A 25,712-nucleotide genomic window follows, 5' to 3' on the forward strand; every position below is an offset into this window, starting at 1 on the left:
GCGCCATTAAAAAAATATACATTTATGTCTAACATTACATTCACTATGATTAAGCCTGATGCAGTTGCTGACGGACATATCGGTGCTATATTAGGTAAGATCGCTGAAGGAGGTTTTAAAATCAAAGCTTTAAAATTAACTCAGCTTACAGTAGCTGATGCTAAAAAATTCTATGAAGTACACGCTGAAAGACCATTCTATGGTGAGCTAGTAGAATTCATGAGCTCTGGTCCTATCGTAGCTGCTGTTTTAGAAAAAGAAAATGCAGTTGAAGATTTCAGAACATTAATCGGTTCTACTAATCCGGCTGAAGCAGCAGAAGGTACAATCAGAAAAATGTTTGCAAGAAGCATAGGAGAGAATGCAGTTCACGGTTCAGATTCTGACGAGAATGCATTGATCGAGGCTCAGTTCCATTTTTCAGGAAGAGAGATTTTCTAAGAAAATTATCTTACAAAATAAAAAATCCGGAGAATCTTCTCCGGATTTTGTTTTTATATTACTTCTGTAATATTATAGATTGCTTTCGATAGCGCCTACTTTTCCTTTGTAAAGATCCAAAGGTTTGTCCAGTAAAATGGATATGACTGTCATATTTTTGTCAAGTTTGTCAGTCGGTATGTCAATATAGACAATTCCTGGTGTCTCACTCCAGTAAAGTTTGTTATAAATTCTATGATTAAGTAATGTACCTTCTCCTGTCACTCTTATTCTTGCAATTCCATTTTTTATACCTTTCAAGGCAATAGGACCTGTTGGAGTTCCTTCTACAAAAAGAAAAATGGTTTGTTTATCTTTTGATATGGCACTCATTCCCGAGTAATATCCTTCTGGCAATCCCATTTCTGTTTCAAAAAGAGCTTCAGCGTGTTTACTGATCCAGTTAAAAGTTTCAGGATTGGATTTTGTTGTTTTAGGAAGTTTCATATCAAGGCCGTCGCTGGTTAATCCGACATTTGTCAGAATATTATTTCCGTGATGAAGTTCATTGGCGATATCATAAGCTGAAAACAGGGTGCTTTTATTTTCCAGTACCTCAGAAAGACTATGTTTTTTCTGTTTAATATCTTTAAAGAATACGGGTTGGGTATCAAAGATGATTTCTACAACAGTGACATCTTTGTCATATTTGACAGCGGAGAAGTTCAATGTCAAAGTTTTTTCATTGTTGTAATCCATGTTAACAATAGCTTTGTCATCACCTATAATTCTCACAGCACTAGGTTTAGTTTCCAAACCATAAATCTTTGTGAAATTTTTAGCTTCTTCCAAATAGAGAAACAATGATTTTTTAGAAGTTGATAAAGAAGATTTACCCCTGTAGTTTTCAAAAGGAATTCCTCGATCTGTTTCGTAGATGGCATCTTTATGTTTGAAAGTCCATCTGCCAAGGTTTTTTAATATGTCTACCTGTTGCTCGGGAATAGTTCCATCAGACTTAGGCCCAATGTCTAATAATAGATTTCCTCCCATACTGATAACATCAGCTAATGTCCGGACAATCATATTGGGTGTTTTATAGTTGTTGTCGTTGGGCTGATATCCCCAGGAATCATTCATAGTATAACAAAGTTCCCAGTATGGGTTTTGCGGAGGAGTAACAGGAATACCTTGTTCAGGGGTGTCGTAATCTCCATGATTATTTAACCTTGAATTAATGATGATATTGGGGTTGTATTTTTTCAAAATACCCAATGTCTGAGGAGCGTTCCATTCTTCGGAAGTGTGTTCCCAATCACCATCAAACCAGAGAAGATCGGGAGCATATTGTATCGAAAGTTCCTGCAACTGGGTCTGATAATAAGCGGTGAAATTCTGCCAACGTTTGGGGTCTTTTTTTATGTCATAGCGCTTTTTGGTCCGGGTATTAATATCATAGTAAGGGTGGCTCCAATCCGGAAGTGAGAAATAAAGTCCGGTTTTTAATCCTGAAGCTTTAAGACTGGATACAAAAGGGCTTACAACATCTTTCTTTGCCAGAGCGTTATCAGGAATATTTATGGCTTTATCTGCCTTAGAATTCCATAGAGAAACTCCATCGTGATGTTTTGTGGTAAGTACTGCATATTTTGCTCCGGATTCTTTAATGAGTTTTGCCCATTGATCAGGTTGGTAATGTGAAGCTGAAAAACCATTCAATTGCTTCATATAATTCTCATAATTGACATAATTATTAAAAAAGGACCAGGACTCTGAAATTCCATTAACGGAGTAAATTCCCCAGTGGATAAAAACACCTAATTTTGCATTTTTGAACCATTCCATTTTCTTATTGTTGTCAACAGATTGAGTTTGTGCATCAATATGATATGCCGATAATGTTAACCCCAGGAAAACAGCTTTCATCAGCTTGTTTCTCATTATTTTTCTTTTTAAGGTTAAATATAAATAAAGAATATCTATTTCCGGGTATTGAATGGATCTTCTTTTTTAATAATAAAAATAATACATTAGAAAGGTAAACTTTATACTACTCAGTCTTAAATTATTGTATTTTTAGAATAAAAAATAAATGGAACGCTTATTGCAAATTTTTCTCATAAAAAAAGGATTATGAAAATTCCAATGTTATTAATGGCTGGGTTATTGGCAGTTGGCGTATCTGCACAGAGTACAAAGCCTGTTGCGAAAAGCAAGAAACCCATAAAGAAGGTTAAAAAAGTAGTTACTGCAGATACTATGGAAAAACCAAAACCAAAACCTACTCCTTCAAAAGTTATTGTTAAAAAAGATACCATTAAAAATGGACCTCATTATTGTCCGGCGTGCGGAATGGGATAGGAGATGAAAAAAACATTGTTAGGACTCTCAATGATGGCGGAAGCCGACTTTGTTTCCGCAATTTTGCCTTTACTGGAAACACATTCAGTGGATGTGTTGGAGTGGTCTTTTGATACCTTTTATGATGTAGAGGAGCCGGATTGGCTGAGTGGATTGCTCAATTTTTATGCTGAGAATAATGGGTTGATAGGGCATGGTGTTTATTATTCATTATTTGATGCTCGATGGACGGACAGGCAGGAAGCTTGGTTGGAAAAGTTAAAAAAAGAAATCGATAAACGGAGGTACAAACATATCACGGAGCATTTTGGGTTTATGAATACTGAAAATTTCCACCAAGGTGTACCATTGCCGGTTTCTTTAAATCCCCAAACATTACAGATAGGAAAGGATAGGCTTTATAGGTTGCAGGATATCCTGCAAATACCTGTTGGGGTTGAAAATTTGGCATTCTCTTTTTGTACAGATGATGTCAAGGAGCAAGGAGAATTTCTTGATAAACTCGTAGAAGATATTGATGGGTTTCTTATCCTGGATTTACATAATATCTATTGTCAGTCTTGTAATTTTGGTGTGGACATGGAAAATATCATTAGATTGTATCCTTTGGAAAAAGTGAAGGAAATTCATTTGTCCGGAGGAAGTTGGCAAGAGAGTGCTTATGGAAAATCACCCATTAGAAGAGATACACATGATGATGCTATTCCCAAAGAAATATTAAATATTCTGCCAATTGTGTTTTCGAAATGTGAGAATCTGGAATATGTGATTATCGAAAGGCTAGGAAATACCATTAAAACCGATAAGGAAAAGAAGAGCTTTTTTGATGACTTTGTTCAGGTTAAAACCATTTTGGAATCCTCAAGCCGAAAATCACGAAAGAAAAGCTCTTGGGCTAAAAAGGATCTTGAATTTTCAGAGGTACCCCTTGAAGATTTGATATTGTATGAAGAACAAACAATGTTAACAAAACTTCTTTTTGATAACACTGATGTTACTTCCATTAAAAATTATGATTTTAAATATTTTAAAACGGAAAAATGGGATCCTGAAATGATACTGACTGCTCAGAATATTATAAAAAAATGGAACCCCTATTAAACTAATTCTAATAACCACAACTTAAATTATATGAAAATGACAACCTTGGTATTGATTATTACAGCTGTACTTACAGCCCTTGTTGCGGGGCTTTTTTATTCTTATTCATGCTCTGTAGTTCTTGGATTGGGAAAGCTCTCAGATGCAGAATATCTAAAAGCTATGCAGAGTATTAACCGAGAGATACTGAATCCGGTATTCTTTATAAGTTTTATGGGAACTGCAGTCCTTTTGCCGATCTCTACATTCTTAGTCCGTGGACAGCAGCCAACCTTTCTCTTTCTTTTATTAGCAACACTGGCTTATCTGATTGGCGTTTTTGGGGTGACAGCAGGAGGAAATGTCCCGATGAATGACGTATTAGATAAATTTGATATAACAAACGCTACAACTGAAACACTCAAACAGATGCGCGACGGCTTTGAAGATAAGTGGAACTTCCTGAATAATATCAGAACGTTTTTCTCCGTGGTGACAATTACCCTGGTTGTATGTGCCTGTATCTGGTATAAGAATGTCTAGAATAAGTAGAAATACTGAGTGATAAATTCCGTATTTCTACGGATGAATATATCATGTTTTATTAAGACCTTTGTGTTGTTAGCGAGAGAATTTAAACTAATAACCACAAATGGCTCAAATTCCAAAAAAGAGAAAGGCGGTCTTAATAGACTGCCTTTTTCTGTATTTTTAAAAATATTTTTTAAATTTTTAAAAGTTCAATGGTTCTTTCCGGATCTTCTGTTGAAAATACTGCATTTCCGGCTACCAAAACATCGGCTCCGGCTTCGAAAAGTTTAGAAGCATTGTCAAGATTTACCCCTCCGTCTACTTCAATAAGTGCTGTAGAGTTGTTGCTTACAATTAAATCCTTTGTTTCAGCGATCTTTTTATAAGTGTTTTCAATGAATTTTTGGCCACCAAATCCCGGGTTTACGCTCATCAACAATACAAGATCTACATCTGCAATAATATCTTCCAGCATTAATACCGGAGTTGAAGGGTTCAGCACAACCCCTGCTTTTGCTCCTCTACTCTGAATATGATGGATTGTTCTGTGAAGGTGAGTACATGCTTCATAATGCACAGAGACAAGATCTGCACCATGATTGATGAATTCATCAACGTATTTTTCAGGTTCTACAATCATCAGGTGAACATCCACGAATTTTTTAGCATGTTGCTGAACGGTTTTCATAACAGGAAAACCAAATGAAATATTGGGGACAAATCTCCCGTCCATTACATCAATATGGAACCAGTCGGCCTGAGATCTGTTTAGCATTTCAATGTCTCTTTGCAGATTCCCAAAGTCTGCAGATAGAAGGGATGGAGCAATAAGCTTCGTTTTCATTTTTACTTTTTACTTAATATTAGATTTAAGATGTTAGACATCGGATATCAGACGTAAAGTACTATTATTATAGTCTAGTGTCTGATGTCTTTTATCTAATGTCTTTAATGATACTTCAGTTTCATTTCAGGCTTAATCTTCAGAACTGTTTCGTAGATCAATTTGATTACATTGGCAACGTCTTCTTTAGATACCATCTCAACCGTTGTATGCATATAGCGCAAAGGTAAGGAAATTAAGGCACTTGGCACACCACCATTAGAATGAGCAAAAGCGTCGGTGTCGGTTCCTGTAGCTCTGCTTGCCGCAGCTCTTTGGTAAGGAATTTTTTTAGTTTTTGCAGTATCAATGATTAATTCTCTAATAGTGTGATGAACACTTGGTGCAAAAAATACTACAGGTCCTGCACCACATTTCTGATCACCTTCTTTCTTTTTTTCGATCATTGGAGTAGTGGTATCGTGAGTAACGTCAGTCACAATTGCAATATTAGGTTTAATAGTATCCGCAATCATATCTGCTCCATACAAACCAACCTCTTCCTGAACGGAGTTGGTGATATAAAGACCAAATGGAATGGATTTTTTATTTTCTTTTAAAAGTCTCGCTACTTCTGCAATCATAAAACCTCCGATTCTGTTGTCTAAAGCTCTGCATACAAAATATCTGTCGTTCATTTCGAAGAATTCATCAGGGTAGGTGATCATACATCCTACAAAAATTCCCATTTCTTCCACCTCTTTTTTAGAAGTCGCTCCGCAATCGATGAAAATATTTTCGATTTTTGGAGTTGGTTCATTTTGATTGCTTCTTGTATGAATAGCTGGCCATCCGAAAACTCCTTTTACAATACCATTTTCTCCATGGATGTGAACTACTTTTGAAGGAGCTATGGTCTGGTCCGAGCCTCCATTTCTGATTACATAGATCAATCCATCATCTGTAATATAATTAACGTACCATGAGATTTCATCAGCATGAGCTTCAATTACTACTTTAAATTCAGCATCGGGATTGATTATTCCATAGCAGGTTCCGTAATGATCTACTTCAATCTTGTCTACATAAGGTCTTATGTATTCCATCCAAACTTCTTGTCCTTTGTGTTCGTAACCTGTTGGTGATGAGGTATTTAAATATTTTTCTAAAAATTTCAAAGATTTCTTTTCAAATTTCATAAAAAGGAATGATTTTTGCGTTCAATTTTTGTTCTTATAAGTGTAAAAATAATGAATTTTAGTAAGATTATCTGCCTTTTTATTTTCTTTTTTGGAGTCAGCGTTTTTGGTCAAAAGGATTCTGTAGTGGCAAAACCCCTTAGCCAATACCCGGCTGAATCTCTGAAAGTGGATGAATTTGGTAATAAATATTATTACGACGAACAGCAGAAAGTCAAGATTTATGAAATCAACGGTGAACCTGTAGTTGTGTTGGATGAATTGGTTTTAGTGAATAAACCAAGATTTAATAACCAGTTGGATAAGAATTACTATTATTTTTTAAATAAAAAATTGTATAGAGTATATCCGTTATTTGTAACTGCTTTACAGCAATACAGAGATATTCAGAAGGATATGAGCGATATGGATAGCAAAGCCAAAAGAAAATTTGTAAGAGAAAGGCAAAGTATGCTGGCTGATCAATATGAAAAACAGCTAAGAGATCTTACAACAACGGAAGGACAGGTTTTTGCAAAACTGATGAATAGAGCTACCGGCAAAAGTGTTTATGAAATTATCAAAGAGCTCAGAGGAGGATGGAGTGCCTTTTGGTGGAATGTAAAAGGTAAAATGGCTGATATCGATTTGAAATATCAGTATGCTCCTCAAAAAGACAGAACAGATGAATTTTTGGAATCGCTGCTGCAGTCTAATTGGAATTCAGGATATTTGAAACCTTATCCGGGAGCGAATGATTTTAAAACAAGAAAATAATAGAGTATAAAAAATTCCTGTAAGAGTCTTACAGGAATTTTTCTTTTAATTTATCAAATACGATTTTGTCTACAGGAAGGGGGAATGGGTTGTCGGGTCTGTCGATTTCAATCCATTCTGTTTTTTCTATACATGGATCCATGATGAGAAAATCTTCTTCGTTGACAATATTCACTATATAATATATGGTAAGAAGTTGTTCATTTTCTCTGAAACGGGATACCAGAAAATTTTCCTGGGTATAAAAATGTTCTGCTACTTCTATTTTTACATTCAGTTCTTCATCAAACTCACGGTGCAGGCATTCTAAAACTCCTTCACCATATTCCAATCCGCCACCCGGAAATTTCATTAAAGGTTCGCCGGCATATTCTTCAAATAGGGTTAATACTTTTTTGTCTTTCACGGCACAAGCATACACTCTAATGTTGATCTTGTCTATCATATATATAATGTATAATATTTTGTAAAGCTAAGGTAAGGAATTTTCAGGAAGGGAAAGGACAAAATTGTAAAAAGGCAAATGTTGCTCAGAAGGTAAAGAAGGCTGAGAGATGGACAAATGGATATACTTTTCTTGAATTCCAGTTGTTGTTTAATTTTCCTTGCTTTCTTTGTCTTCTGAGCTTTCTTTACCTTATAGTTTTACTGCATTGATCATCTCTCTTTTTCCTGGAGGGCCTTGTTTTTTCTCCACTTTAAAATTCAGGTCTTGTAAAATTCTTCTTACGCTTCCTTTAGAAGAGTAGGTGGTTAACAATCCGTTAACGGCCATTTTGTCAGAAACAAGTTCAAATAATGGCTTTTCCCAGAGGTCAGGTTGTACTCTGGCTCCAAAACAGTCGAAGTAGACAAGATTGATTTTAGGCAAATCGATGTCCTTCAGGTCGAAAAAGTCACATTTTATCTTTTTTAGATTGAATCCATTAATAATTTCAACTGATTTTTCCCAATCTGCTAGATGAATTTTCTGATAAATATTTTTAAATTCTGGATTATCAAAAAGTTCAAAATAGGCTAAATCGTTAACTTCGGATTCATTTATGGGATATTTTTCCAGCGAAAAATAATTAATGACATGATTTTTGTCAGTTTTTAAATATTCATTAATTGTCACTAAAACATTCAAACCTGTCCCAAAACCGAGTTCTAAAATATTAATTTCGTAATCATTTAATAGATTTAGTCCGTTTTTAATAAAGACATGTTCTGCTTCCTGAAGCGCACCGTGATGAGAATGGTAATTTTCATTTAAATCATTGATAAACAAAGTTTTACTACCGTCGTCTGTGGTCTTAATTTCTCTTTTCAAGCTATTTTTTTGTCAAATTTACTCTAAAATTTTTATATTTAGAAAATTATGTTAAATTTGTAGAACATCGTAAAAATTTTAAAAAATGATAATTCAAAAAACTGAAAACTCCAGAATTTCTACATTTGACCCTAACAATTTTACATTTGGAAGTACTTTTATTGATCATATGATCATATGTGAGTATGAAAACGGAAAATGGGGTGATGTAAAATTAGTTCCTTACGGTCCAATACCATTTACACCTGCCATGATGGGAGTAAACTATGGACAAGCTTGTTTTGAAGGTATGAAAGCCTATAAAGACAAAGATGGGCAGGTTTTCCTTTTCAGGCCTGAGAAGAATTTTGAACGTATCAATAAGTCAGCGAAACGTCTTGCAATGCCGGAAGTGACTGAAGAAATGTTTTTAGACGGATTAAAAGCATTAGTAGATATCGACAGAGACTGGATTCCTCAAGGAGAAGGAATGTCATTATATATCAGACCATTGATTTTCGCTACAGAGGAAGCTTTAAAAGCAAGAGTAGCTAATAAATATATGTTTGCTATCGTTGCAACACCGGCGAAGAGTTATTATGCAGAACCGGTTTCTGTAAAAATCTCTGACCACTATTCAAGAGCTGCAAACGGTGGAGTAGGTTCTGCTAAAGCAGCGGGTAACTATGCCGCTTCTTTCTATCCTACACAACTAGCGATCGAAGAAGGATATGAGCAAATTATCTGGACTGATGATGCTACCCACGAATATTTTGAAGAAAGTGGAACTATGAACGTATTTGTAAGAATTAACGATACGATTTATACACCTCCAACTTCTGAAAAAATTCTTGATGGAGTAACAAGAGACAGCTTCATCCAATTGGCTAAGAAAAGAGGTATTGAAGTGAAAATTGAACCTGTTGCCGTGAAAACTGTGATTGAAGCTTTAAAAGATGGTAGCCTAAAAGAAGTATGGGGAGTAGGTACTGCAGTGGTTACCACTGAGTTCCAGGCTTTAGGGTATCAGGGTGAGAAATTGGAGCTTCCAAGATTATCAGCAGAAGAAAGCTATGCTGCAATTCTTAAAAAAGACCTTGTTGATTTACAAAATAACCTTTCTGAAGATCCATTCGGATGGAGAGTAGCAGTTGATCATGCACTAGAAACAGTTTAATCTTAATTAAATAAACTATACGAAGTCGGGATTTTTCCCGGCTTTTTTTGTTATGTGTTCTGGATGATATCGTTGGTGAAATTAAATCTCACGCAGATTGAGGTGATACCGCAGCTTTCTAAAAAAATCTTTGATTTTTAAAACTTAAGTGTACTTCTGAGCGTCTAGTTTTTAACTTTATAAAACTAAAGTGTTTGAAAAAACTTTTGTAGTTTAATTTTCCCGCAGATGACACAGATTTTCACAGGTCTTTGTATATGATTTTTTGCTCGAAGATGAAGTAGATACCGCGGATTTCTAAAAAAATCTTTGATTTTTAAAACTTAAGTGTACTTCTGAGCGTCTAGTTTTTAACTTTATAAAACTAAAGTGTTTGAAAAAACTTTTGTAGTTTAATTTTCCCGCAGATGACACAGATTTTCACAGGTCTTTGTATATGATTTTTTGCTCGCAGATGAAGTAGATACTGCAGATTCTTAAAAAAATCTTTGATTTTTAAAACTTAAGTGGACTTCTGAGCGTTGAGCTTTTAACTTTATAAAACTAAAGTGTTCAAAAACTTTTGTGTTTAAGCTTTCACCCTTGTTTAGACAGGTGTTTATACATCATTTATTTTAAAGATTTAACAGTTTTTTATACATGATTAATTAGTTTCTGTAAATCCATATAAGTTTTGTAATTGATTGACGAAATGCTTATTTTCGCAAAAGTTTATGAGAAAATTACTCTTCATATCAGCCATAAGTTTATTGAGCTGCAATAGAAATACACAGACGGCGCATCCTCCGGTAGGCGGTGTTTTAAGCCAGAAAGATCTGGATGTTTCTAGGAACAGGATGAAAAACCTGAATACAATTGAAAGAAATCAGATCCAGGAATGGATTAATGGACAATCTGTCAGGTATTATCCAACACGGCTCAATTATTGGGTAACTGTAGAAGGTTTTGATCAGAGAGAAAAAAGAGCGGATAATAGTCTGATTTCTTACTCCTATGATCTGTATGATTTTGACGAAACCAAAATCTACGACCAGCCTATTGAAAGAAGAAATGCCAAATTTGGGCATTTTGATGAATTGAAAGCGGTAGAAAATGCTTTACGTTTTATACGTGATGGGGAGGAAGTGACGCTTTTGGTACCGTCTTCTTTGGCTTACGGAACTTTTGGAGACGAAAAGAAAATAGACAACGATATCCCATTAATCATAAAATTAAAAGCTTTATAATACATGAAATTGTTTAACAAAAATATAATTCTGGCAGCGGCAAGTATTTCGCTGATGAGTTGTACCCCAATTTATAAAAAAATGAACGTAGACAAAGAAACTTACGAAGGTCTTAATGACGGACTTTATGCAAATTTTCAAACGACGAAAGGGAATATGATCGTTAAGTTTGAAGACAAGAAAGCACCAGTAACTGTAGCCAACTTTATCGGTCTTGCAGAAGGGAAAATCGACAACAAAGCTAAGGCTAAAGGGGTTCCTTATTATGACGGAACGATTTTCCACAGAGTAATCAAAGATTTCATGATCCAGGGAGGTGATCCTCAGGGAACAGGAATGGGAGATCCGGGATATAAATTCGAGGACGAAAGAAACGACCTTAAGCATACAGGAAAAGGAATTCTTTCTATGGCGAACTCCGGACCGAACACAAATGGTTCTCAGTTCTTCATTACTGAAGTGGCTACACCTTGGTTAGACGGAAGACACACAATTTTCGGTAAAGTGGTAAAAGGTACTGAAGTGATTGATGCTATCGCTAACGTTGAAAAAGGAGCTCAGGATAAGCCTAAAACAGATATCCTTTTAGAAAAAGTTTCTGTTTTCGGTAAAGGTGATGAGTACAAAAATTATGATGCTGCTAAAACTTTCAACGAAGGAAAAAGCAAAATAGCAGAAAACAATAAAGCTTTCATCGCTAAAGAAGAAGCGGAGAAAAAGAAAAAAGAAGAAGAATTCAAAGCAAACCAGGAAAAATTGGTTGAAAACCTAAAAGCCGGAATGCAAAAAACAGAATCAGGTCTTTACTATAAAATCACCAAAACAGCTGATGGTAAAGCTCCAAAAGCTGGTGACAACGTATCCGTACATTATGCAGGAAAATTAGTAGACGGTACTGAGTTCGATTCTTCATTCAAAAGAAATGAACCAATCGAAATTCCAATCGGAATGGGAAGAGTAATCAAAGGATGGGATGAAGGTATCCTATTATTGAAAGAAGGTGAAACTGCTACATTATTGATTCCACCAGCAATGGCTTACGGAGAAAGAGGAGCAGGAGGAGTGATCCCACCAAACTCTTGGTTAGTATTTGATGTTGAGCTTGTAAAAGTAAAATAAATAAGTCTTTTTTAAGATATGAGGCCGCCCCGGAAGGGGCGGTTTTTTTGTGGGAAAAATAAAAAGAATCTCTTTCTTTAATTCATATCGTAATCAGCTTGCTCGTGAAGAATCAAAAGAAAAAGGGGGCTAGTCTCAAAAGCTGGGGGATTATATTGTTTGTATTGATGGAATTTAATGTAACGCAAAGATTTTTAGCCTATTATTTCACATTTTCAAGGGAGCTAAGAATGGAATCAATTTCATTGATTCTTTCTAAGCGAATGCGTATTCACTAAGCTTCTTCAGCGACAGAGTCGCACTTCTTAGCTCTCTAAAATAAAGTATTTGAATGATTTTTCTTTGCGATAAAAATGATCTGTTTGTTCGGTAAAATGTTTAGATTTTGTACTAATCCCCAAGTTTTGTACTTGATCCGAAAAAGGGGAATAATAAAAAAAGTTGAATTTTCACAAAAAATTCATCAACATTTCTTTTAGTTAAAACAAAAAACCGCCCCATTAGGAGCGGTTTTTCAAGTAAAAGTAAATAAAAAGTTATATGTTTCTGTTGGATTTCTTTTTCATACTTGTTCCGGCTAGGGAACTGATGAATACAAGACCGAATCCGATGTACGCAGCAAATGCGGTCAGGTATATTAATAAGCTGTTTAGGCTTGGTTGTGAGGTGTATACCAATACAGAAAAGGCAGCAAAACTCAACACCAACAATAGGCTCCAGATATGCATTTTTGCAGCATCTTCATTTCTCTTAAAAATCATTTCAAAAAAGGCTCTCATCATTACTAACATTTTAAGGGTTATACATTAATTAATTTATATCATAAATCTGCACTGCATCACGGTAAAAAGAAGGCATATCCTTTTACTAGGCTAAGGTTCGTGATGACTTGCCATTTATTCAATATCATTATACCGGATTAAAAACCCGGGATAGTTTACAATTTTTTTGAATCATTGCTACATGATTCGAGGGTGAAAGATACCAGTTAGATACGGGGCATAAAACTGCTGTGAAAAATCAACCGAAGGGTTAATTAATCAACGTTCCCGTATCTTTTACGGCATCGTAGAAAAAAAAGGATCATATACTTGATATGACTTTGAAATCAGTGGAAAACTGAAAATCCACAGAAAACCTTTTTTCTCATCCTTAGTGCTTTTTTATAATTTTTTCTCGAAAAAGTACATGCCAATATCATGCCAAAGTGATAAGTATGCTATTAACACTTTATTTTTATAGAATTTAATTTGTTGTTTTTCAATTTTTTATTATTAATTTATCACTAAACAGGGAGTAAAATAGAGATAGACTCTACTTTAATAAATATCCGATAGATAGAGAGGTAGTGGGCTGTAATTGAAATCGTTTTACCAGATTATTTGAATAATGCAAGAATTTATAAATCTGCGAAAACTTTTTAAAATAAAAGTTTTCATAACGATACAGTTGATTATTAAATTTTGGCTAAAATTTAATAACTATAGGAAATAAAATAATTAGTGAATTCGTGGCAAAATAGAAAAAAGAGTCCATAAAAATATTTACGGACTCTTCTATATCTAAGCTGGTAGGTGACTACCAATTCTTATCAATCATATAAATAATCTGTGTCATGGCAACACCTCCTAATAAAAGTTCTCTTCTGTTGACTTTATCAAAGGTATCCTCTTCTGTGTGGTGGATATCAAAATAACGCTGTGAATCCGGCATCAGTTCGGCTGCTGGAACTCCCATGTCGTGAAGTGGATAAAGGTCTGTTCCGGAGAACTTTTCCTGAAAGTTATACACTCCATATGGTAAAAATAGTTTTGACCAACCTTGAATTTGTTTTCTTTTGGCTTCATCCATATCCAAAGCAATTCCTCTTGGCGCAAAACCTCCCGCATCGGATTCTATAGCAAATAGATGTTTCTCGTTGTTTTCCTTTACGGTTTTGCCATATTGGATACCTCCTTTAACCCCATTTTCCTCATTGGCAAAACATACGACTCTGATTGTGTGATTGTTATTAATGCCTAATTTTTTGAAGGTTCTTAATACCTCAATGCTTTGTACGATTCCTGCACCATCATCATGAGCTCCTTCACCAACATCCCAGGAATCAAGGTGTCCGCCAACAACGATGACACTTTGATCTTTTTTACCGGTAATTTCACCGATTACGGAGTGGGAGAGCTTTTCACCTTTCATTCCGCAATTGGAATTTAATTTTGCAGTAATGGTTTGATTTCTTAACAAAGCCTCAAGTTCATCTGCTGTTGTGCTTCCAATAGCTACAGCCGGAACTTTAGAAACTTTATCTTCGTAACGCATTGCTCCGGTGTGGGGAACATCATCAAAAGCCGAAGATAAAGAACGAATGATAGCAAATTTACCTCCTTTTTTGGCTGTTAAAGAAGCTGCAGTTGTTCTGTATTTGGCAGCATCACCATATCCTTTAAACGTTTCAATAAAGGATTGACTGAAAGGGTAGTTGAAAAATACAATTTTATCTTTTACTTTTTCAGCCGGCAGTTTATCATATTCTGCCATAGATTTTACCATAATAATCTCTCCGGAAACATCTTTTCCACCTGTCCCTTCCGAATTGCCTAATGAAAGCATTTTTAAGCTTTTCCAGCTGCCATTGGAAGTTTTGATGTGTAATGATTCTTTTCCTCTTTCCCAAACCGGGATCATGACTTCCTGTAGCCATACTTTATCTGCCCCGGCATCACGAAGCTTTTGTTCTGCCCATTTTACAGACTTTTCATAGGCTTCGGAACCGCTTAGACGATGCCCGATATTTTGAGTTAAATCTCTCAGTTCTGTATAACTTTTTCCATTGTTCAGAATTTCTGCTGAAATTTTACTGAAGTGAATAGAATCTTCTTGAGCCTGGCCAAAAGCTGCGATTCCCAAAAATAATAATGAGGTTCCTAGTATCTTTTTCATGGTTACCAATTTTTATCAATCATATAAATAAGTTGTGTCATCACCGTTGCTCCGAGAAGGAGTTCTCTGCGATTGACTTTTTCAAAAGTATCTTCTGCAGTATGGTGAATATCAAAATAACGTTGTGGGTCAGGAACAAGCTCAGCGGTAGGAACTCCCATATCATGGAGTGGGGCAATATCTGAACCTGAGTATTTTCCTTCGAAGTTGTAAACGCCATAAGGCAAAAATAAATTACCCCAGCTTTTAATCTGGTTTCTCTTAACATCATCCATTTCCAATGAAATTCCTCTGGGAGAAAAACCTCCGGCATCAGATTCTATGGCAAACAAATGTTTTTCGTTGTTTTCCTGGGTTACTTTTCCGTATTGTTTTCCTCCTTTGGTACCATTTTCTTCGTTCGCAAAACAAACAGCTCTGATTGTATGATTATTTTTAATTCCTAATTTTTTAAATGTTCTCAGTACTTCAATGCTTTGGACGATGCCTGATCCGTCATCATGAGCTCCTTCACCAACATCCCAGGAATCAAGGTGCCCACCAACAACGATGACACTTTGATCTTTTTTACCAGTGATTTCGCCGATTACAGAGTGGGAGCGTTTCTCGCCTTTCATGCCACAATTGGAATTTAATTTGGCAGTAATGGTTTGATTTTTTAATAATGCTTCCAGTTCATCTGCAGTGGTATTTCCGATGGCTACTGCCGGGATTTTAGAGGTGTTGTCTTCATAACGCATGGCTCCGGTGTGAGGAACATCATCAAAAGCAGAAGATAAAGAGCGGATGATGGCAAATTTACCCCCTTTCTTAGCTGTTAAAGAAGCAGCATTTCTTCTGTATGCACCTGCTTCCCGATAAGCAAGAAAAGTTTGAACATGTTCTTGGTTAAAAGGATAATTAAAGAAAACGATTTTGTCCTTTACTTTTTCAGCCGGAAGTCGGTCGTATTCTTCTAATGATCTTACCATGATGATTTCTCCGGAAATATCTTTTCCATTTGTGCCTTCCGAATTTCCCAGGGAAAGCATTTTCAGGCTTTTCCAGCTGCCATTGGACGTTTTGATGTGTAATGATTCTTTTCCTCTTTCCCAAACCGGAATTATTACTTCCTGCAACCATACTTTGTCTGCGCCCGCTTCACGAAGCTTTTGTTCTGCCCATTTTACAGACTTTTCATAGGCTTCGGAACCGCTTAGACGATTACCGATCCCTTTTGTAAGTTCTCGAAGTTCGGTATATCCTTTTCCGTTGTTCAGAATTTCTGTTGAGATTCTGTTGAATTGTATGGAGTCTTCTTTGGTTTGGGCAGATAAAAGTGCCATTCCAAGAGTTAATAATGATAGATTTACGATTTTTTTCATGTTACCAATTTTTGTCAACCATAAAAATCATTTGTGTTATTGCCACTGCCCCGAGAAGAAGTTCTCTTTTATTTACTTTATCGAAAGTATCTTGTTCGGAATGGTGGTAATCGAAATATCTTTGTGTGTCTACAACGAGTTCAGCTAAAGGAATGTCTAGTTTTTTTAAAGGTGAAATGTCTTGGATTGCTTCAGTTTGGTCGAAATCATAAACCCCATAAGGCAGAAAATATTCTTTCCAGGGATAAATCAATCTTCTTCTTTGAGGAGACATATCCAAAGAAAATCCTCGTGGAGAGTACCCTCCTGCATCTGTTCCTAAGGCGAAGATGTGTTTTTCTTCTTTCTTTTTCACATAAGCAGCATACATTTCGCGGCCTTGGCCTCCGTTTTCGCTGTTGGCGTATAAGACAACTCGGATGGTATGGTTATTTTCATATCCGAGCGCTTTTAATGTTCTTAAAACTTCAATACATTGCACAACTCCTGTTCCGTCATCAATAGCACCTTCTCCAATATCCCAGGAATCCAGCTGGGCACCTAGTACAATCACTTTAGAATCTTTTTTGCCTTGAATTTCGGCGATGATATTGGGATTTGTGGTGCTGCCTTTTGATTCGGCAGTCATATTGATTTTAGCTGTAATTTTTTGTTTTTTTAAAATCTTTTCCAGTTCATCTGCAGATTTTGTACCTATTGATAAGGCAGGGATCTTGACTTTATCATCCGGCTCATAGTAGATCATTTTAGCATGAGGAGTATCGTCATTAGCTGTTGTTAATGATCTTATGATTAATGCTTTTGCACCTGTTTTGGAAATAACGGAAGGGGAAATTAATTTTGATTTTGCCGTCAGTAAATAGGAATCGCTGGTGTTAATGATTTTTGGATCCATAGGGACATTTACGAAAACTATTTTGTCTTTCAGCTGACCTATCGACATTGCATTGAGTTCTGAGGTGGAATTAATTAAAACAACTTCACCAATCAGGTCTTTTCCACCTGTTCCTTCAGAGTTTCCGAAAGAAAGCATTTTGATGCTTTTCCAGTCTCCATTTTCTACTTTGATCTGTAAAGATTCTTTCCCTCTGACCCAGACAGGAGCCTTCGCTTCTTGTCTCCAGATCATATTAATGTCAATTTCTTTAAGCTTTTTTTCTGCCCATTCTACTGCTTTTGCATAACCGGGAGTTGCGCTGAAGCGCGGACCAATTCCTTTTGTGAGTTCTCCAAGATTCTCATAAGCCTTGCCATTGGTCATTATTTCGTCTGAAATCCTTTTGAATTCCTCGTGGTAATTTAATTTTACAGGAATAGCTGTTTTACCGACAGGTTTTTTCTGGAGTTTTTTTTGAGAAAATAAAAATCCACTCAAAAAGAGTGGAAGTATAATGAATATTTTTTTCATTTATTATTTACCTTTCTTTTTCCGAGGATAAAAGTAGGGAAAAAATGGGAAATTATTAAGGTTTCATGTCGTACATTAGCAAAGCTGTAACCAATTTGGGTTCAATAAATGTACATTTCGGAGGCATGCTTAGTTTTAAATCTGAAATTTTAATCATATCATTAAAACTTACAGGATAAATTCCAAAACCTACTTTTCCTTCTCCGCTATCAATTTTTTCTTTTAAAATATTGATTCCATTGATGTTGGAAGTTCCTTTTACATAAGAAATGAGTTCAGAGCTGTCCGGATCTTCAATTTTTAAGACATCTTTGAAAATATATTTATCTAAAAGATGGTGATCCAGGTTATCCAGAGACATTTCTTTTGAACGCAGATCATGTTTTACGTGGAGAGAATAGAATTTACCATCCATATACATTGAAATATGAAATTTCTGCGAAGGGTAGTACGGTGTTTCTCCTTTTTCGTGGATGAGGAAATATTTCTCAAGTTCTTTAAGGAATGCTTCACCGGAAACTCCGTTCAGGTCATGTAAAACTCTATTGTAATCGTGGATTTTAATAGATTGGTTGGAAACGATAAAGCTATATACAAAGTTGTAATGTTCTGTACCGTTATGTCTTTTATTTTTCTCTTTGTGACGTTTTGCATTCAATGCTGTCGATCCAATTCTATGGTGTCCGTCGGCGATGTAGAACGAGTCGATCTGATCGATTACTTCTTTAAATTGCTGAAGTTTAAGACGGTTGTCTATTCTCCAGATTTTATGTCTGATTCCAAGAGAATCTGTATGATTGAAGATCGGAACATTCTTTTCTTCATGGTTCATCAGCAATTCAATTTTTGAATTGGCAGGGTAGGTAAGCAATACAGGTTCAGCCTGTAAATTTACTTTTTCCAGATAATGAGCCAATTTTTCTTTTTTCTGAGGAATGGTACTTTCGTGTCTTTTGATTTTTCCATTCCAGAAATCCTCAATACTGGCTAATCCGAGAAGCCCTCTGAAAACCTGTTTATTTGGATAGATCTGCTCATATAGATAATAGGCTGAATTGTCCTGGACTAATTTCTTGTCTTCCAGAAGTTCTTCAAATGTAGAACGAATTTTTCTTAGATTTCGGTCAATATCTTTTGATTTACTTACAACGTAGGGTTTAATCATGTTGATGTAAGTATTTTCAACTTGAGCCTTCTCTGCAATCTCTTCCTGGGTAAAATTATCCAATGGATGTGTAGGGAAAGTCTCCTCGAAATCTCTATGAGGTCTTATTCCACGGAAAGGTTTAAAAACAGGCATATTTATTTTATAGTTTCTTTTTGTAGCTTAATAATTTGTTCTGCAAGTTCGACACCGATTTTCTCTTGCGCATCCACGGTATTTCCTCCCACATGAGGAGAAAGCGATAATGCCGGATTCATTAATAAAGGCAGTTCCGGGTTGGGTTCGTTTTCAAAAACGTCTAATGCCGCTCCGGCTACTTTTCCTGAATCAATAAAATCGATCAGGGTTACTTCATTGATTACACCACCTCTTGCAGTATTTACAATATAAACACCATCTTTCATTTTTTCAAACTGAGGAGTGTCTATAATGTATTCATTCGTTTTAGGCGTATTGATACTGATGAAATCAGCATCTTTAAGGAATGCATCCATATCATTGGTAGAGGTGATTTCAAAGTTGACAGATTGTCCGTCAAAAAAGTTCAGGGTAAGAACTTTTGTTTTCGGGTTTCTTGTCAAAACCTGGATTTTCATCCCTAATGCTATTCCTATTTTTACAACTTCCTGGCCAATACTTCCGAAGCCGATTACTCCTAATGTTTTTCCTGAAAGTTCATAGGCATTACTGAACGACTTTTTCATGGCATTGAAATGAGTTTCTCCCTCCAAAGGCATTAGTCTGTTAGATTCGTGAAGGAATCTGGCTAATGAAAGGAAATGTCCAAATACTAATTCTGCCACTGATTTTGAAGATGCATTAGGAGTATTGATTACTTTAATTCCTTTATTTTTTGCATATTCAACATCAATATTATCCATCCCGATGCCGCCTCTTCCGATAATTTTAAGACCGGGACAGGCATCGATCAGATCTTGTCTTACTTTTGTTGCACTTCTTACAAGAAGAACGTCCACGTTATTATCGTTGATAAAATTAATAACGTGATCTTGTGCCACTCTATTGTCCAGGATTTCAATTCCGGCCTCTTTTAAAACCTGTTCTCCTGCTTTTGAAATTCCATCGTTTGCTAAAACTTTCATGTGTTATTTTATTATAGATGTTAGATGTAAGATGTCAGACACTAGACGTTGGGGTCTGTTGTCTGATATCTGTTGTCTGATATCTTTTTATTTTTTTCGGTCGCCTAATATAAGCTATTTTATTGACTTCATTACATCCACTAAAACCTGCACACTTTCAATAGGCAAAGCGTTATATAAACTGGCTCTGTATCCGCCTAAACTTCTGTGTCCGTTAAGTCCGCTGATGCCGGCAGCTTTCCAAGCGTTATCAAATGCTTCTTTTTTGCTTTCGTCGGTAATTTTGAAAGAAACATTCATTAATGAACGGTCTTCTTTTACACAGAACGTTTCGAATAGAGGGTTGCTGTCGATTTCATCATATAAAAGTTTGGCTTTAGCTTCATTTCTTTGTTCTGCTGCAGCGATTCCTCCGTTTTTTTCAAGATATTGAAGGGTTAATAATGATGCATATATTGGAAATACCGGTGGGGTATTGTACATAGATTCTTTAGAGATGTGTTGAGAATAATCCAGCATAGAAAGCATATTTTCTCTTCCTGTTTTACCAAGGATTTCCTTTTTGATTACTACTAAAGTCACTCCGGCAGGTCCCATGTTTTTCTGAGCACCGGCGTAGATTAAATCAAATTTAGAGAAGTCAAGTTGTCTTGAGAAAATATCAGAACTCATATCGCAGACCATTAAGGTATCTACTTCCGGGAACGTTTTCATTTGAGTTCCGTAAATTGTATTGTTTGAAGTACAATGGAAATAATCGTATTCTGAGCCTACGGTATAGTTTTTAGGGATAAAAGAATAGTTTTCTTCTTTTGAAGAACCTACCACATCTACTGTACCTAGTTTTTTAGCTTCTTTAATGGCTCCGGCTGCCCATGTTCCTGTGTCCAGGTAAGCTGCTTTTCCGCCTACTTTCATCAGGTTGTAAGGAACCATTGCAAATTGCATACTGGCACCGCTTCCTAAATAAAGGACTTCATAATCGTCTCCAAGATTCATCAGTCTTTTTACAATTGCACGAGCTTCGTCCATTACGGCAACAAAATCCTTGCTTCTGTGGGAAATTTCAAGAAGAGATAACCCGATACCGTTAAAATCTAAAATAGCCTGTGCAGATTTTTCAAATACTTCCTGAGGTAAAATGCATGGCCCTGCGCTGAAGTTGTGCTTTTTGTTCATATTGTTATTTTTTGGTTGCTTCCGGAGGTTTCTCTCCTTTAGCTCTTTTTGGTTTTTATTTATTTTTAAATTTTAGGGTAAAAAAAGCCGCCTCACACATCATGAGACGGAGTTTTTTTATTCACCGTGTAAAAATGCTTTTTTATTAAGCAGAGCATCTTCAGTCTCTACGTGATCTTCATCAGGAACACAGCAGTCTACAGGGCATACAGCCGCACACTGTGGTTCTTCGTGGAATCCTTTACATTCCGTACACTTATCTGTTACAATGAAATAAACATCATCACTTACAGGCTCCTGTGGTGCATCAGCATCTACAGTAAGTCCCGACGGTAATGTGATCGTCCCTTGAAGAGTAGTACCGTCAGAAGCTTTCCAATCTACAGCTCCTTCATATATTGCATTATTTGGACATTCCGGTTCACAAGCCCCACAGTTAATGCATTCATCAGTTATTTTAATAGCCATCGCTAATTTTTTTTAAATTTGCACAAAATTACAAAATATTCCCCAATTTTAAAGTAATTATGAATACCGAAAATCAAGTTTTAGGACTTATTAAATTAAGTAGTTATATAAAAGCGTTTTTAGCGAAGAAATCAGAAGAATATAATGAGGATGATTTGAATATTGAATTATTGTTAAAGAAATCTGAAATAGAGAATCCGTGGTTTACTGTTGATAATCAGAAATTTGCTTTGCAGCAATGGGCTGATCTCCTTACGGAAGCTCATCTTAAAAACTGGCTCGAAAATTATTCAATCTCTAAAATATCAAAGAGAGTTGGACTTATTTTAGCCGGAAATATCCCTTTAGTAGGGTTTCACGATGTGATTTCTGTGGTTTTGAGCAATCATATTCCTGTCATTAAGCTATCTTCGAAAGATAAGTATTTGATTCCGTTTTTGCTAAATAAATGGAAGTCATTTTCCAATGACCAGGTACAGTTTGAGTTTGTAGAAAAATTAGAAAATTTTGATGCGGTAATTGCAACGGGAAGTAATAATACAGCGAGATATCTGGAATATTATTTTAAAAATCATTTGAGCATTATCCGTAAAAACAGAACTTCAATTGCTGTTTTAAAAGGTGATGAAACTGATGAAGAATTACAGCTTTTAGCAAAAGATATTTTTCAATATTTTGGATTGGGTTGCAGAAATGTGACAAGAATTTTTATTCCACAGGATTTTGTGATTGATCGTTTGTTTGAAAATTTCTTAGCATTCCAGGATATTATCAATCATAATAAATATGCGAATAATTATGATTATAACAGAGCGGTTTATCTTTTAAATCAGGAAAAATTCTGGGATAATAACTTTGTAATGCTGAAAGAGGATGATAAACTGTTCAGCCCACTTTCCGTGATTAATTTCAGCAGGTATTCCTCGTTAGATGATGTGAACAATTTTATCACAGAGAATGATGAAAATATTCAATGTGTAGTAGCTAAAGACGAATTGAATCTGAATTCAATTTCATTTGGAGAAGCTCAGAACCCAGGTCTTGATACCTATGCAGACAACGTAGATACTATGAGATTTTTAGAACTGGTTTAATTCGGATTCTAAAAAACTTTTTTCATGTTTGTAAAGAATGAATGATATTGTTTTTTAATTAGTTGAAGCATCTTTGCGAGCGTGAAATAATAAAAGTGCATTTTTATTTCATATTTCAAATTTTGATTATTTAATTCTTTGTATATTCAGCATTTAATTTACGATAATCAATATATTATATGAAAAAAATATTTCTTGCATTTGCTGTTTTCGCTATTCAGCTTGGGTTTTCACAGAAAGTAACAAGCCTGAAGATTGAAAAAAGTGATAAGAAAGAACTGCCCACAGAATTGGATAAGGATAAAATAACCTCTTATAATGCCAATTTTTTTAAATTCATAAGCGCTTTAAAAGCTTCTGATAAAAAAACGATGGAAGGTTTGCTTTCTCCAAAGGCAAAAGAGGTTGTTACGGATGTTGTGTATAAAAAACTTTCAGAGGATATCGATTTTAAGAAAAGCCTCGAAGTTTATAAGTCCGGCTACAAATCTATGATGGATGGAAAGGTTTATCCTATGATCCAGTATAAATATTCTGATGATATGTCTCCCAATACGGATAATATCGTTACTGCTGTATTTGAAAATGACGGAAAAATATTAGGAATAAAGCCGAAGCGTAAGCAAGCAGTCAGTGCTAAATAATTAATAACTTATGCAGAAAAATAACCAGAGTTGATATCTGGTGCAATATTGAATAATAAAAAAATATAACTATGATGACAGATGTTTTAGTCGCTCATTCTTCGGAAGTGGAGAAAGCGGATTTTTACAAGAAGACCTATTTGCATGTTGCTTTATCGATTCTTGCGTTTATTGGAGTGGAAACTATTTTGTTAAAAACAGTTCCTCCTGAGATTATTGCTATGATGTTTGGGCAGAAATATACTTGGTTGCTGATCATTGGTGTTTTCTGGTTGGCTTCGGTATTAGCGTCTAAATGGTCGCTTTCACAAAGCAAATCAACGCAGTATTTAGGACTAGGGTTTTATATCCTGTTAGAAGCTGTGATTTTCATGCCGTTGCTTTATATTGCTGTTAATATGGCTGGCGGGGCACATGTGATCTTCCAGGCAGCGATGCTTACTATTGCTATGTTTGCCGGATTATCTGCTGTAGCATTTACATCTAAAAGAGATTTTTCATTTTTAAGAAACGTTATTATTATCGGAGGTTTTTTGTCTATTGGATTAATTATTGCCGGGGCAATCTTCGGATTTAATCTTGGGCTTTGGTTCTCTGTGGGAATGGTAATTTTAGCTTCCGCAAGTATTTTGTATGAGACAAGCAAGCTTCAAAATGTATATACAACAGGGCAGTATGTAGGAGCTTCTCTACAGCTTTTTGCATCGATAATGCTATTGTTCTGGTATATTTTAAGAATTCTGATGAGTAGAAGAAGCTAGTTAAAATATAAATAAATAAAAATCCTGATATTCTATTATATCAGGATTTTTTGTTTTTACAACCTTGGTTGATGAAAGAATATAGGCTTTCTTGCTATTGAAGTAAAGTGTATTCCTTCGGATATGATATATTTTAAATTATTTATCAATTGATCCAAGGACCTTTTGAGCAAATGAATTTAAAGCATCTTTTTCACTCATTCCGTTCTGTACATTTCCATGAACTTCAAGGGCGCCACAGATATTGGTAATTAATTCTCCTGCAACATTTAAGTCTTCTTCACTTGTTCCTCTGAATTCACAAAAGCTTTCTAAAACTTCTAATGTTTTTTCCAGGTTTTCAGGAGTTTGATTTTGATAGAATTGTCTGATAATCGGTAACTTCATTATTGTAGTTCGTTAAAAAGGTTAATTAAACTTTCTGCCTGATTAGACTGCACTTGGTTTACCAATTCGCCATTTTTAAAGATTGCGAAAGTCGGCAGGTTGTCTACTTTAGCTAATTTTCTGCTTTCAGGAAGTTTTTCAGCATCTACATATAGAAACGGAATGGCTTCGTTTTCTGAGGCTAACTTTTTAAATTTAGGCTTCATGATTCTGCAGTTTCCGCACCATGTTGCGCCATATTGAACGACTACTTTTTCGTTGTCATTTACTATATTTTGTAATGTATCTTCGGTTAATTCTGTGTACATAGCGTATGTAATTGGTTAAAGTAAATTGGATATATTTGAGTGATAAGGGTAGTTAATTGGTTTTATAGATAAAACCTTAGTAATAGAGGTTGTTCACTCAAAATAAAGAATGGTTTGAAAATTTAACAATGTAATACTCGGTATTACATTGTTAAATGTATATACTGCTAATTAGTTCTTAGCTAAATATTCTGCTGTAGAAGTTCTGTCTGCTTTCATAGCTTCTTTTCCTTCTTCCCAGTTTGCAGGGCATACTTCACCGTGTTTTTGAACGTGCGTATAAGCATCGATCAGTCTTAAGAATTCTTTTACGTTTCTTCCTAGAGGCATGTCGTTTACAGCTTCGTGGAAAATTTTCCCAGTTTCATCAATAAGGTAAGTCGCTCTGTATGTTACGTTAGAACCTGTGAAAGTTTCGTTTCCTTCTTCATCATATTCGAAATCCTGATCAACGATTCCTAATGTGTTTGCTAGCTGTCTGTGCGTGTCAGCCAATAGAGGATAAGTAACACCTTCGATACCTCCGTTATCTTTTGGAGTGTTTAACCAAGCGAAGTGTACTTCGTTTGTATCGCAAGATGCACCGATTACTTTAGTGTTTCTTTTTTCGAATTCACCTAAAGCTTCTTGGAAAGCATGAAGTTCAGTAGGGCAAACGAAAGTGAAATCTTTCGGGTACCAGAATAAAAGAACTTTTTGCTGGTTGTTTACTGCTTCGTCAAGGATGTTGATTCTAAGATCGTCACCCATTTCAGACATCGCGTCAATCGTTAAATTTGGGAATTTTTTTCCTACTAAAGACATAATTTTCTGTTTTTATATTTAAATTTCTGATGCAAATATAGAAAAGATTTATCTATCGAACAAGTTATTATTGATAAATAAAATCTATAATTGTTTTTGATGTGTTT

The 25,712-nt window shown here is 35.4% G+C and carries 27 protein-coding genes; 11 read left to right on the plus strand and 16 right to left on the minus strand.

Translation table 11 applies throughout. The features are described 5' to 3' along the window. The first annotated feature begins 24 nt into the window (after window positions 1–24). Window positions 25–441, plus strand: a complete 417-nt coding sequence (locus CW752_RS00380; protein ID WP_050021164.1) for a nucleoside-diphosphate kinase — start codon at window positions 25–27, stop codon at window positions 439–441. Between the two features lie 72 nt (window positions 442–513). Here CW752_RS00380 and CW752_RS00385 read toward each other — a convergent pair whose 3' ends face one another. Next, on the minus strand, window positions 514–2,361 hold the full coding sequence (locus tag CW752_RS00385; protein WP_101237821.1) for an alpha-L-fucosidase: 1,848 nt from the start codon (window positions 2,359–2,361) through the stop codon (window positions 514–516). Between the two features lie 192 nt (window positions 2,362–2,553). Here CW752_RS00385 and CW752_RS00390 point away from each other — a divergent pair, with 192 nt between their 5' ends. From CW752_RS00390 to CW752_RS00400, 3 genes are read left to right on the plus strand one after another with little or no spacing between them, the layout of a single operon-like run. After that, a complete protein-coding gene (locus tag CW752_RS00390; protein ID WP_101237822.1) occupies window positions 2,554–2,781 on the plus strand; it encodes a hypothetical protein in 228 nt (75 codons plus the stop codon). A gap of 3 nt (window positions 2,782–2,784) precedes the next feature. Beyond that, a complete protein-coding gene (locus CW752_RS00395) occupies window positions 2,785–3,882 on the plus strand; it encodes a DUF692 family multinuclear iron-containing protein (protein ID WP_101237823.1) in 1,098 nt (365 codons plus the stop codon). A gap of 30 nt (window positions 3,883–3,912) precedes the next feature. Further along, window positions 3,913–4,404 (plus strand): DUF1772 domain-containing protein, encoded by a 492-nt coding sequence (locus tag CW752_RS00400; protein WP_101237824.1) that lies wholly within the window; start codon window positions 3,913–3,915, stop codon window positions 4,402–4,404. A 181-nt stretch (window positions 4,405–4,585) separates the two neighbouring features. Here CW752_RS00400 and rpe read toward each other — a convergent pair whose 3' ends face one another. Together rpe and CW752_RS00410 are read right to left on the minus strand one after the other, a co-directional pair. Continuing rightward, window positions 4,586–5,236, minus strand: coding sequence for a ribulose-phosphate 3-epimerase (gene rpe, locus CW752_RS00405; RefSeq protein WP_101237825.1), 651 nt, complete (start codon window positions 5,234–5,236; stop codon window positions 4,586–4,588). A 104-nt stretch (window positions 5,237–5,340) separates the two neighbouring features. Further along, entirely contained in the window at window positions 5,341–6,414 is a 1,074-nt protein-coding gene (locus CW752_RS00410; protein ID WP_101237826.1) for a M28 family peptidase, read from the minus strand. A gap of 51 nt (window positions 6,415–6,465) precedes the next feature. Here CW752_RS00410 and CW752_RS00415 point away from each other — a divergent pair, with 51 nt between their 5' ends. Further along, window positions 6,466–7,170, plus strand: a complete 705-nt coding sequence (locus CW752_RS00415) for a DUF4294 domain-containing protein (RefSeq protein WP_101237827.1) — start codon at window positions 6,466–6,468, stop codon at window positions 7,168–7,170. A gap of 28 nt (window positions 7,171–7,198) precedes the next feature. Here the strand turns inward: CW752_RS00415 and CW752_RS00420 are convergent, their stop codons facing one another. Together CW752_RS00420 and mnmD are read right to left on the minus strand one after the other, a co-directional pair. Further along, window positions 7,199–7,615 carry an NUDIX domain-containing protein gene (locus CW752_RS00420; RefSeq protein ID WP_101237828.1) on the minus strand — a complete coding sequence of 139 codons (417 nt, stop codon included), beginning with the start codon at window positions 7,613–7,615 and terminating at the stop codon, window positions 7,199–7,201. A gap of 192 nt (window positions 7,616–7,807) precedes the next feature. Then, on the minus strand, window positions 7,808–8,482 hold the full coding sequence (mnmD, locus tag CW752_RS00425) for a tRNA (5-methylaminomethyl-2-thiouridine)(34)-methyltransferase MnmD (protein ID WP_101237829.1): 675 nt from the start codon (window positions 8,480–8,482) through the stop codon (window positions 7,808–7,810). 85 nt (window positions 8,483–8,567) lie between these two features. On the opposite strand from mnmD, the gene CW752_RS00430 reads away from it, so the two are divergent. The 3 genes from CW752_RS00430 (at window position 8,568) to CW752_RS00440 (ending at window position 11,983) form a co-directional block, all read left to right on the plus strand. After that, a complete protein-coding gene (locus tag CW752_RS00430; RefSeq protein WP_101237830.1) occupies window positions 8,568–9,638 on the plus strand; it encodes a branched-chain amino acid aminotransferase in 1,071 nt (356 codons plus the stop codon). Between the two features lie 713 nt (window positions 9,639–10,351). Beyond that, window positions 10,352–10,864 carry an FKBP-type peptidyl-prolyl cis-trans isomerase gene (locus CW752_RS00435; RefSeq protein WP_101237831.1) on the plus strand — a complete coding sequence of 171 codons (513 nt, stop codon included), beginning with the start codon at window positions 10,352–10,354 and terminating at the stop codon, window positions 10,862–10,864. Window positions 10,865–10,945: 81 nt separating this feature from the next. After that, window positions 10,946–11,983, plus strand: a complete 1,038-nt coding sequence (locus CW752_RS00440; protein WP_228401559.1) for a peptidylprolyl isomerase — start codon at window positions 10,946–10,948, stop codon at window positions 11,981–11,983. A 536-nt stretch (window positions 11,984–12,519) separates the two neighbouring features. On the opposite strand, the gene CW752_RS00445 is transcribed toward CW752_RS00440, so the two are convergent. From CW752_RS00445 to CW752_RS00480, 8 genes are all read right to left on the minus strand, one after another. Further along, window positions 12,520–12,765 carry a hypothetical protein gene (locus tag CW752_RS00445; RefSeq protein WP_133121629.1) on the minus strand — a complete coding sequence of 82 codons (246 nt, stop codon included), beginning with the start codon at window positions 12,763–12,765 and terminating at the stop codon, window positions 12,520–12,522. Between the two features lie 796 nt (window positions 12,766–13,561). Continuing rightward, the gene (locus CW752_RS00450) at window positions 13,562–14,920 is read right to left on the minus strand and encodes a M20/M25/M40 family metallo-hydrolase (protein WP_101237833.1); all 1,359 of its coding nucleotides are present in this window, start codon (window positions 14,918–14,920) and stop codon (window positions 13,562–13,564) included. A 2-nt stretch (window positions 14,921–14,922) separates the two neighbouring features. Then, window positions 14,923–16,284, minus strand: a complete 1,362-nt coding sequence (locus CW752_RS00455) for a M28 family peptidase (protein ID WP_101237834.1) — start codon at window positions 16,282–16,284, stop codon at window positions 14,923–14,925. 1 nt (window position 16,285) lies between these two features. Further along, on the minus strand, window positions 16,286–17,692 hold the full coding sequence (locus CW752_RS00460) for a M28 family peptidase (RefSeq protein WP_101237835.1): 1,407 nt from the start codon (window positions 17,690–17,692) through the stop codon (window positions 16,286–16,288). 55 nt (window positions 17,693–17,747) lie between these two features. Next, entirely contained in the window at window positions 17,748–18,992 is a 1,245-nt protein-coding gene (locus tag CW752_RS00465) for a DUF1015 domain-containing protein (protein WP_101237836.1), read from the minus strand. A 2-nt stretch (window positions 18,993–18,994) separates the two neighbouring features. Further along, window positions 18,995–19,960: a D-2-hydroxyacid dehydrogenase gene (locus tag CW752_RS00470; RefSeq protein WP_101237837.1), complete on the minus strand. Its 966-nt coding sequence runs from the start codon at window positions 19,958–19,960 to the stop codon at window positions 18,995–18,997. Window positions 19,961–20,074: 114 nt separating this feature from the next. Further along, the gene (serC, locus tag CW752_RS00475; protein ID WP_101237838.1) at window positions 20,075–21,139 is read right to left on the minus strand and encodes a 3-phosphoserine/phosphohydroxythreonine transaminase; all 1,065 of its coding nucleotides are present in this window, start codon (window positions 21,137–21,139) and stop codon (window positions 20,075–20,077) included. Window positions 21,140–21,256: 117 nt separating this feature from the next. Beyond that, on the minus strand, window positions 21,257–21,607 hold the full coding sequence (locus tag CW752_RS00480; RefSeq protein ID WP_101237839.1) for a 4Fe-4S binding protein: 351 nt from the start codon (window positions 21,605–21,607) through the stop codon (window positions 21,257–21,259). A gap of 59 nt (window positions 21,608–21,666) precedes the next feature. Here CW752_RS00480 and CW752_RS00485 point away from each other — a divergent pair, with 59 nt between their 5' ends. From CW752_RS00485 to CW752_RS00495, 3 genes are all read left to right on the plus strand, one after another. Continuing rightward, window positions 21,667–22,701, plus strand: a complete 1,035-nt coding sequence (locus CW752_RS00485; protein ID WP_101237840.1) for an acyl-CoA reductase — start codon at window positions 21,667–21,669, stop codon at window positions 22,699–22,701. Between the two features lie 179 nt (window positions 22,702–22,880). Next, the gene (locus CW752_RS00490) at window positions 22,881–23,345 is read left to right on the plus strand and encodes a peptidylprolyl isomerase (protein ID WP_101237841.1); all 465 of its coding nucleotides are present in this window, start codon (window positions 22,881–22,883) and stop codon (window positions 23,343–23,345) included. A gap of 71 nt (window positions 23,346–23,416) precedes the next feature. After that, window positions 23,417–24,106, plus strand: coding sequence for a Bax inhibitor-1 family protein (locus CW752_RS00495; RefSeq protein ID WP_101237842.1), 690 nt, complete (start codon window positions 23,417–23,419; stop codon window positions 24,104–24,106). A gap of 138 nt (window positions 24,107–24,244) precedes the next feature. Here CW752_RS00495 and CW752_RS00500 read toward each other — a convergent pair whose 3' ends face one another. The 3 genes from CW752_RS00500 to CW752_RS00510 all read right to left on the minus strand — a co-directional run bounded on the left by CW752_RS00500 (window position 24,245) and on the right by CW752_RS00510 (window position 25,605). Next, entirely contained in the window at window positions 24,245–24,493 is a 249-nt protein-coding gene (locus CW752_RS00500) for a DUF6952 family protein (RefSeq protein ID WP_101237843.1), read from the minus strand. Further along, a complete protein-coding gene (locus CW752_RS00505) occupies window positions 24,493–24,801 on the minus strand; it encodes a thioredoxin family protein (RefSeq protein WP_101237844.1) in 309 nt (102 codons plus the stop codon). The genes CW752_RS00500 and CW752_RS00505 overlap by 1 nt, the downstream gene beginning before the upstream one ends. A 171-nt stretch (window positions 24,802–24,972) precedes the next feature. Further along, window positions 24,973–25,605: a peroxiredoxin gene (locus tag CW752_RS00510; RefSeq protein ID WP_101237845.1), complete on the minus strand. Its 633-nt coding sequence runs from the start codon at window positions 25,603–25,605 to the stop codon at window positions 24,973–24,975. Window positions 25,606–25,712: the final 107 nt, after the last annotated feature.

The sequence above is a fragment of the Chryseobacterium sp. PMSZPI genome (assembly GCF_002835665.1).
GTDB lineage: Bacteria > Bacteroidota > Bacteroidia > Flavobacteriales > Weeksellaceae > Chryseobacterium.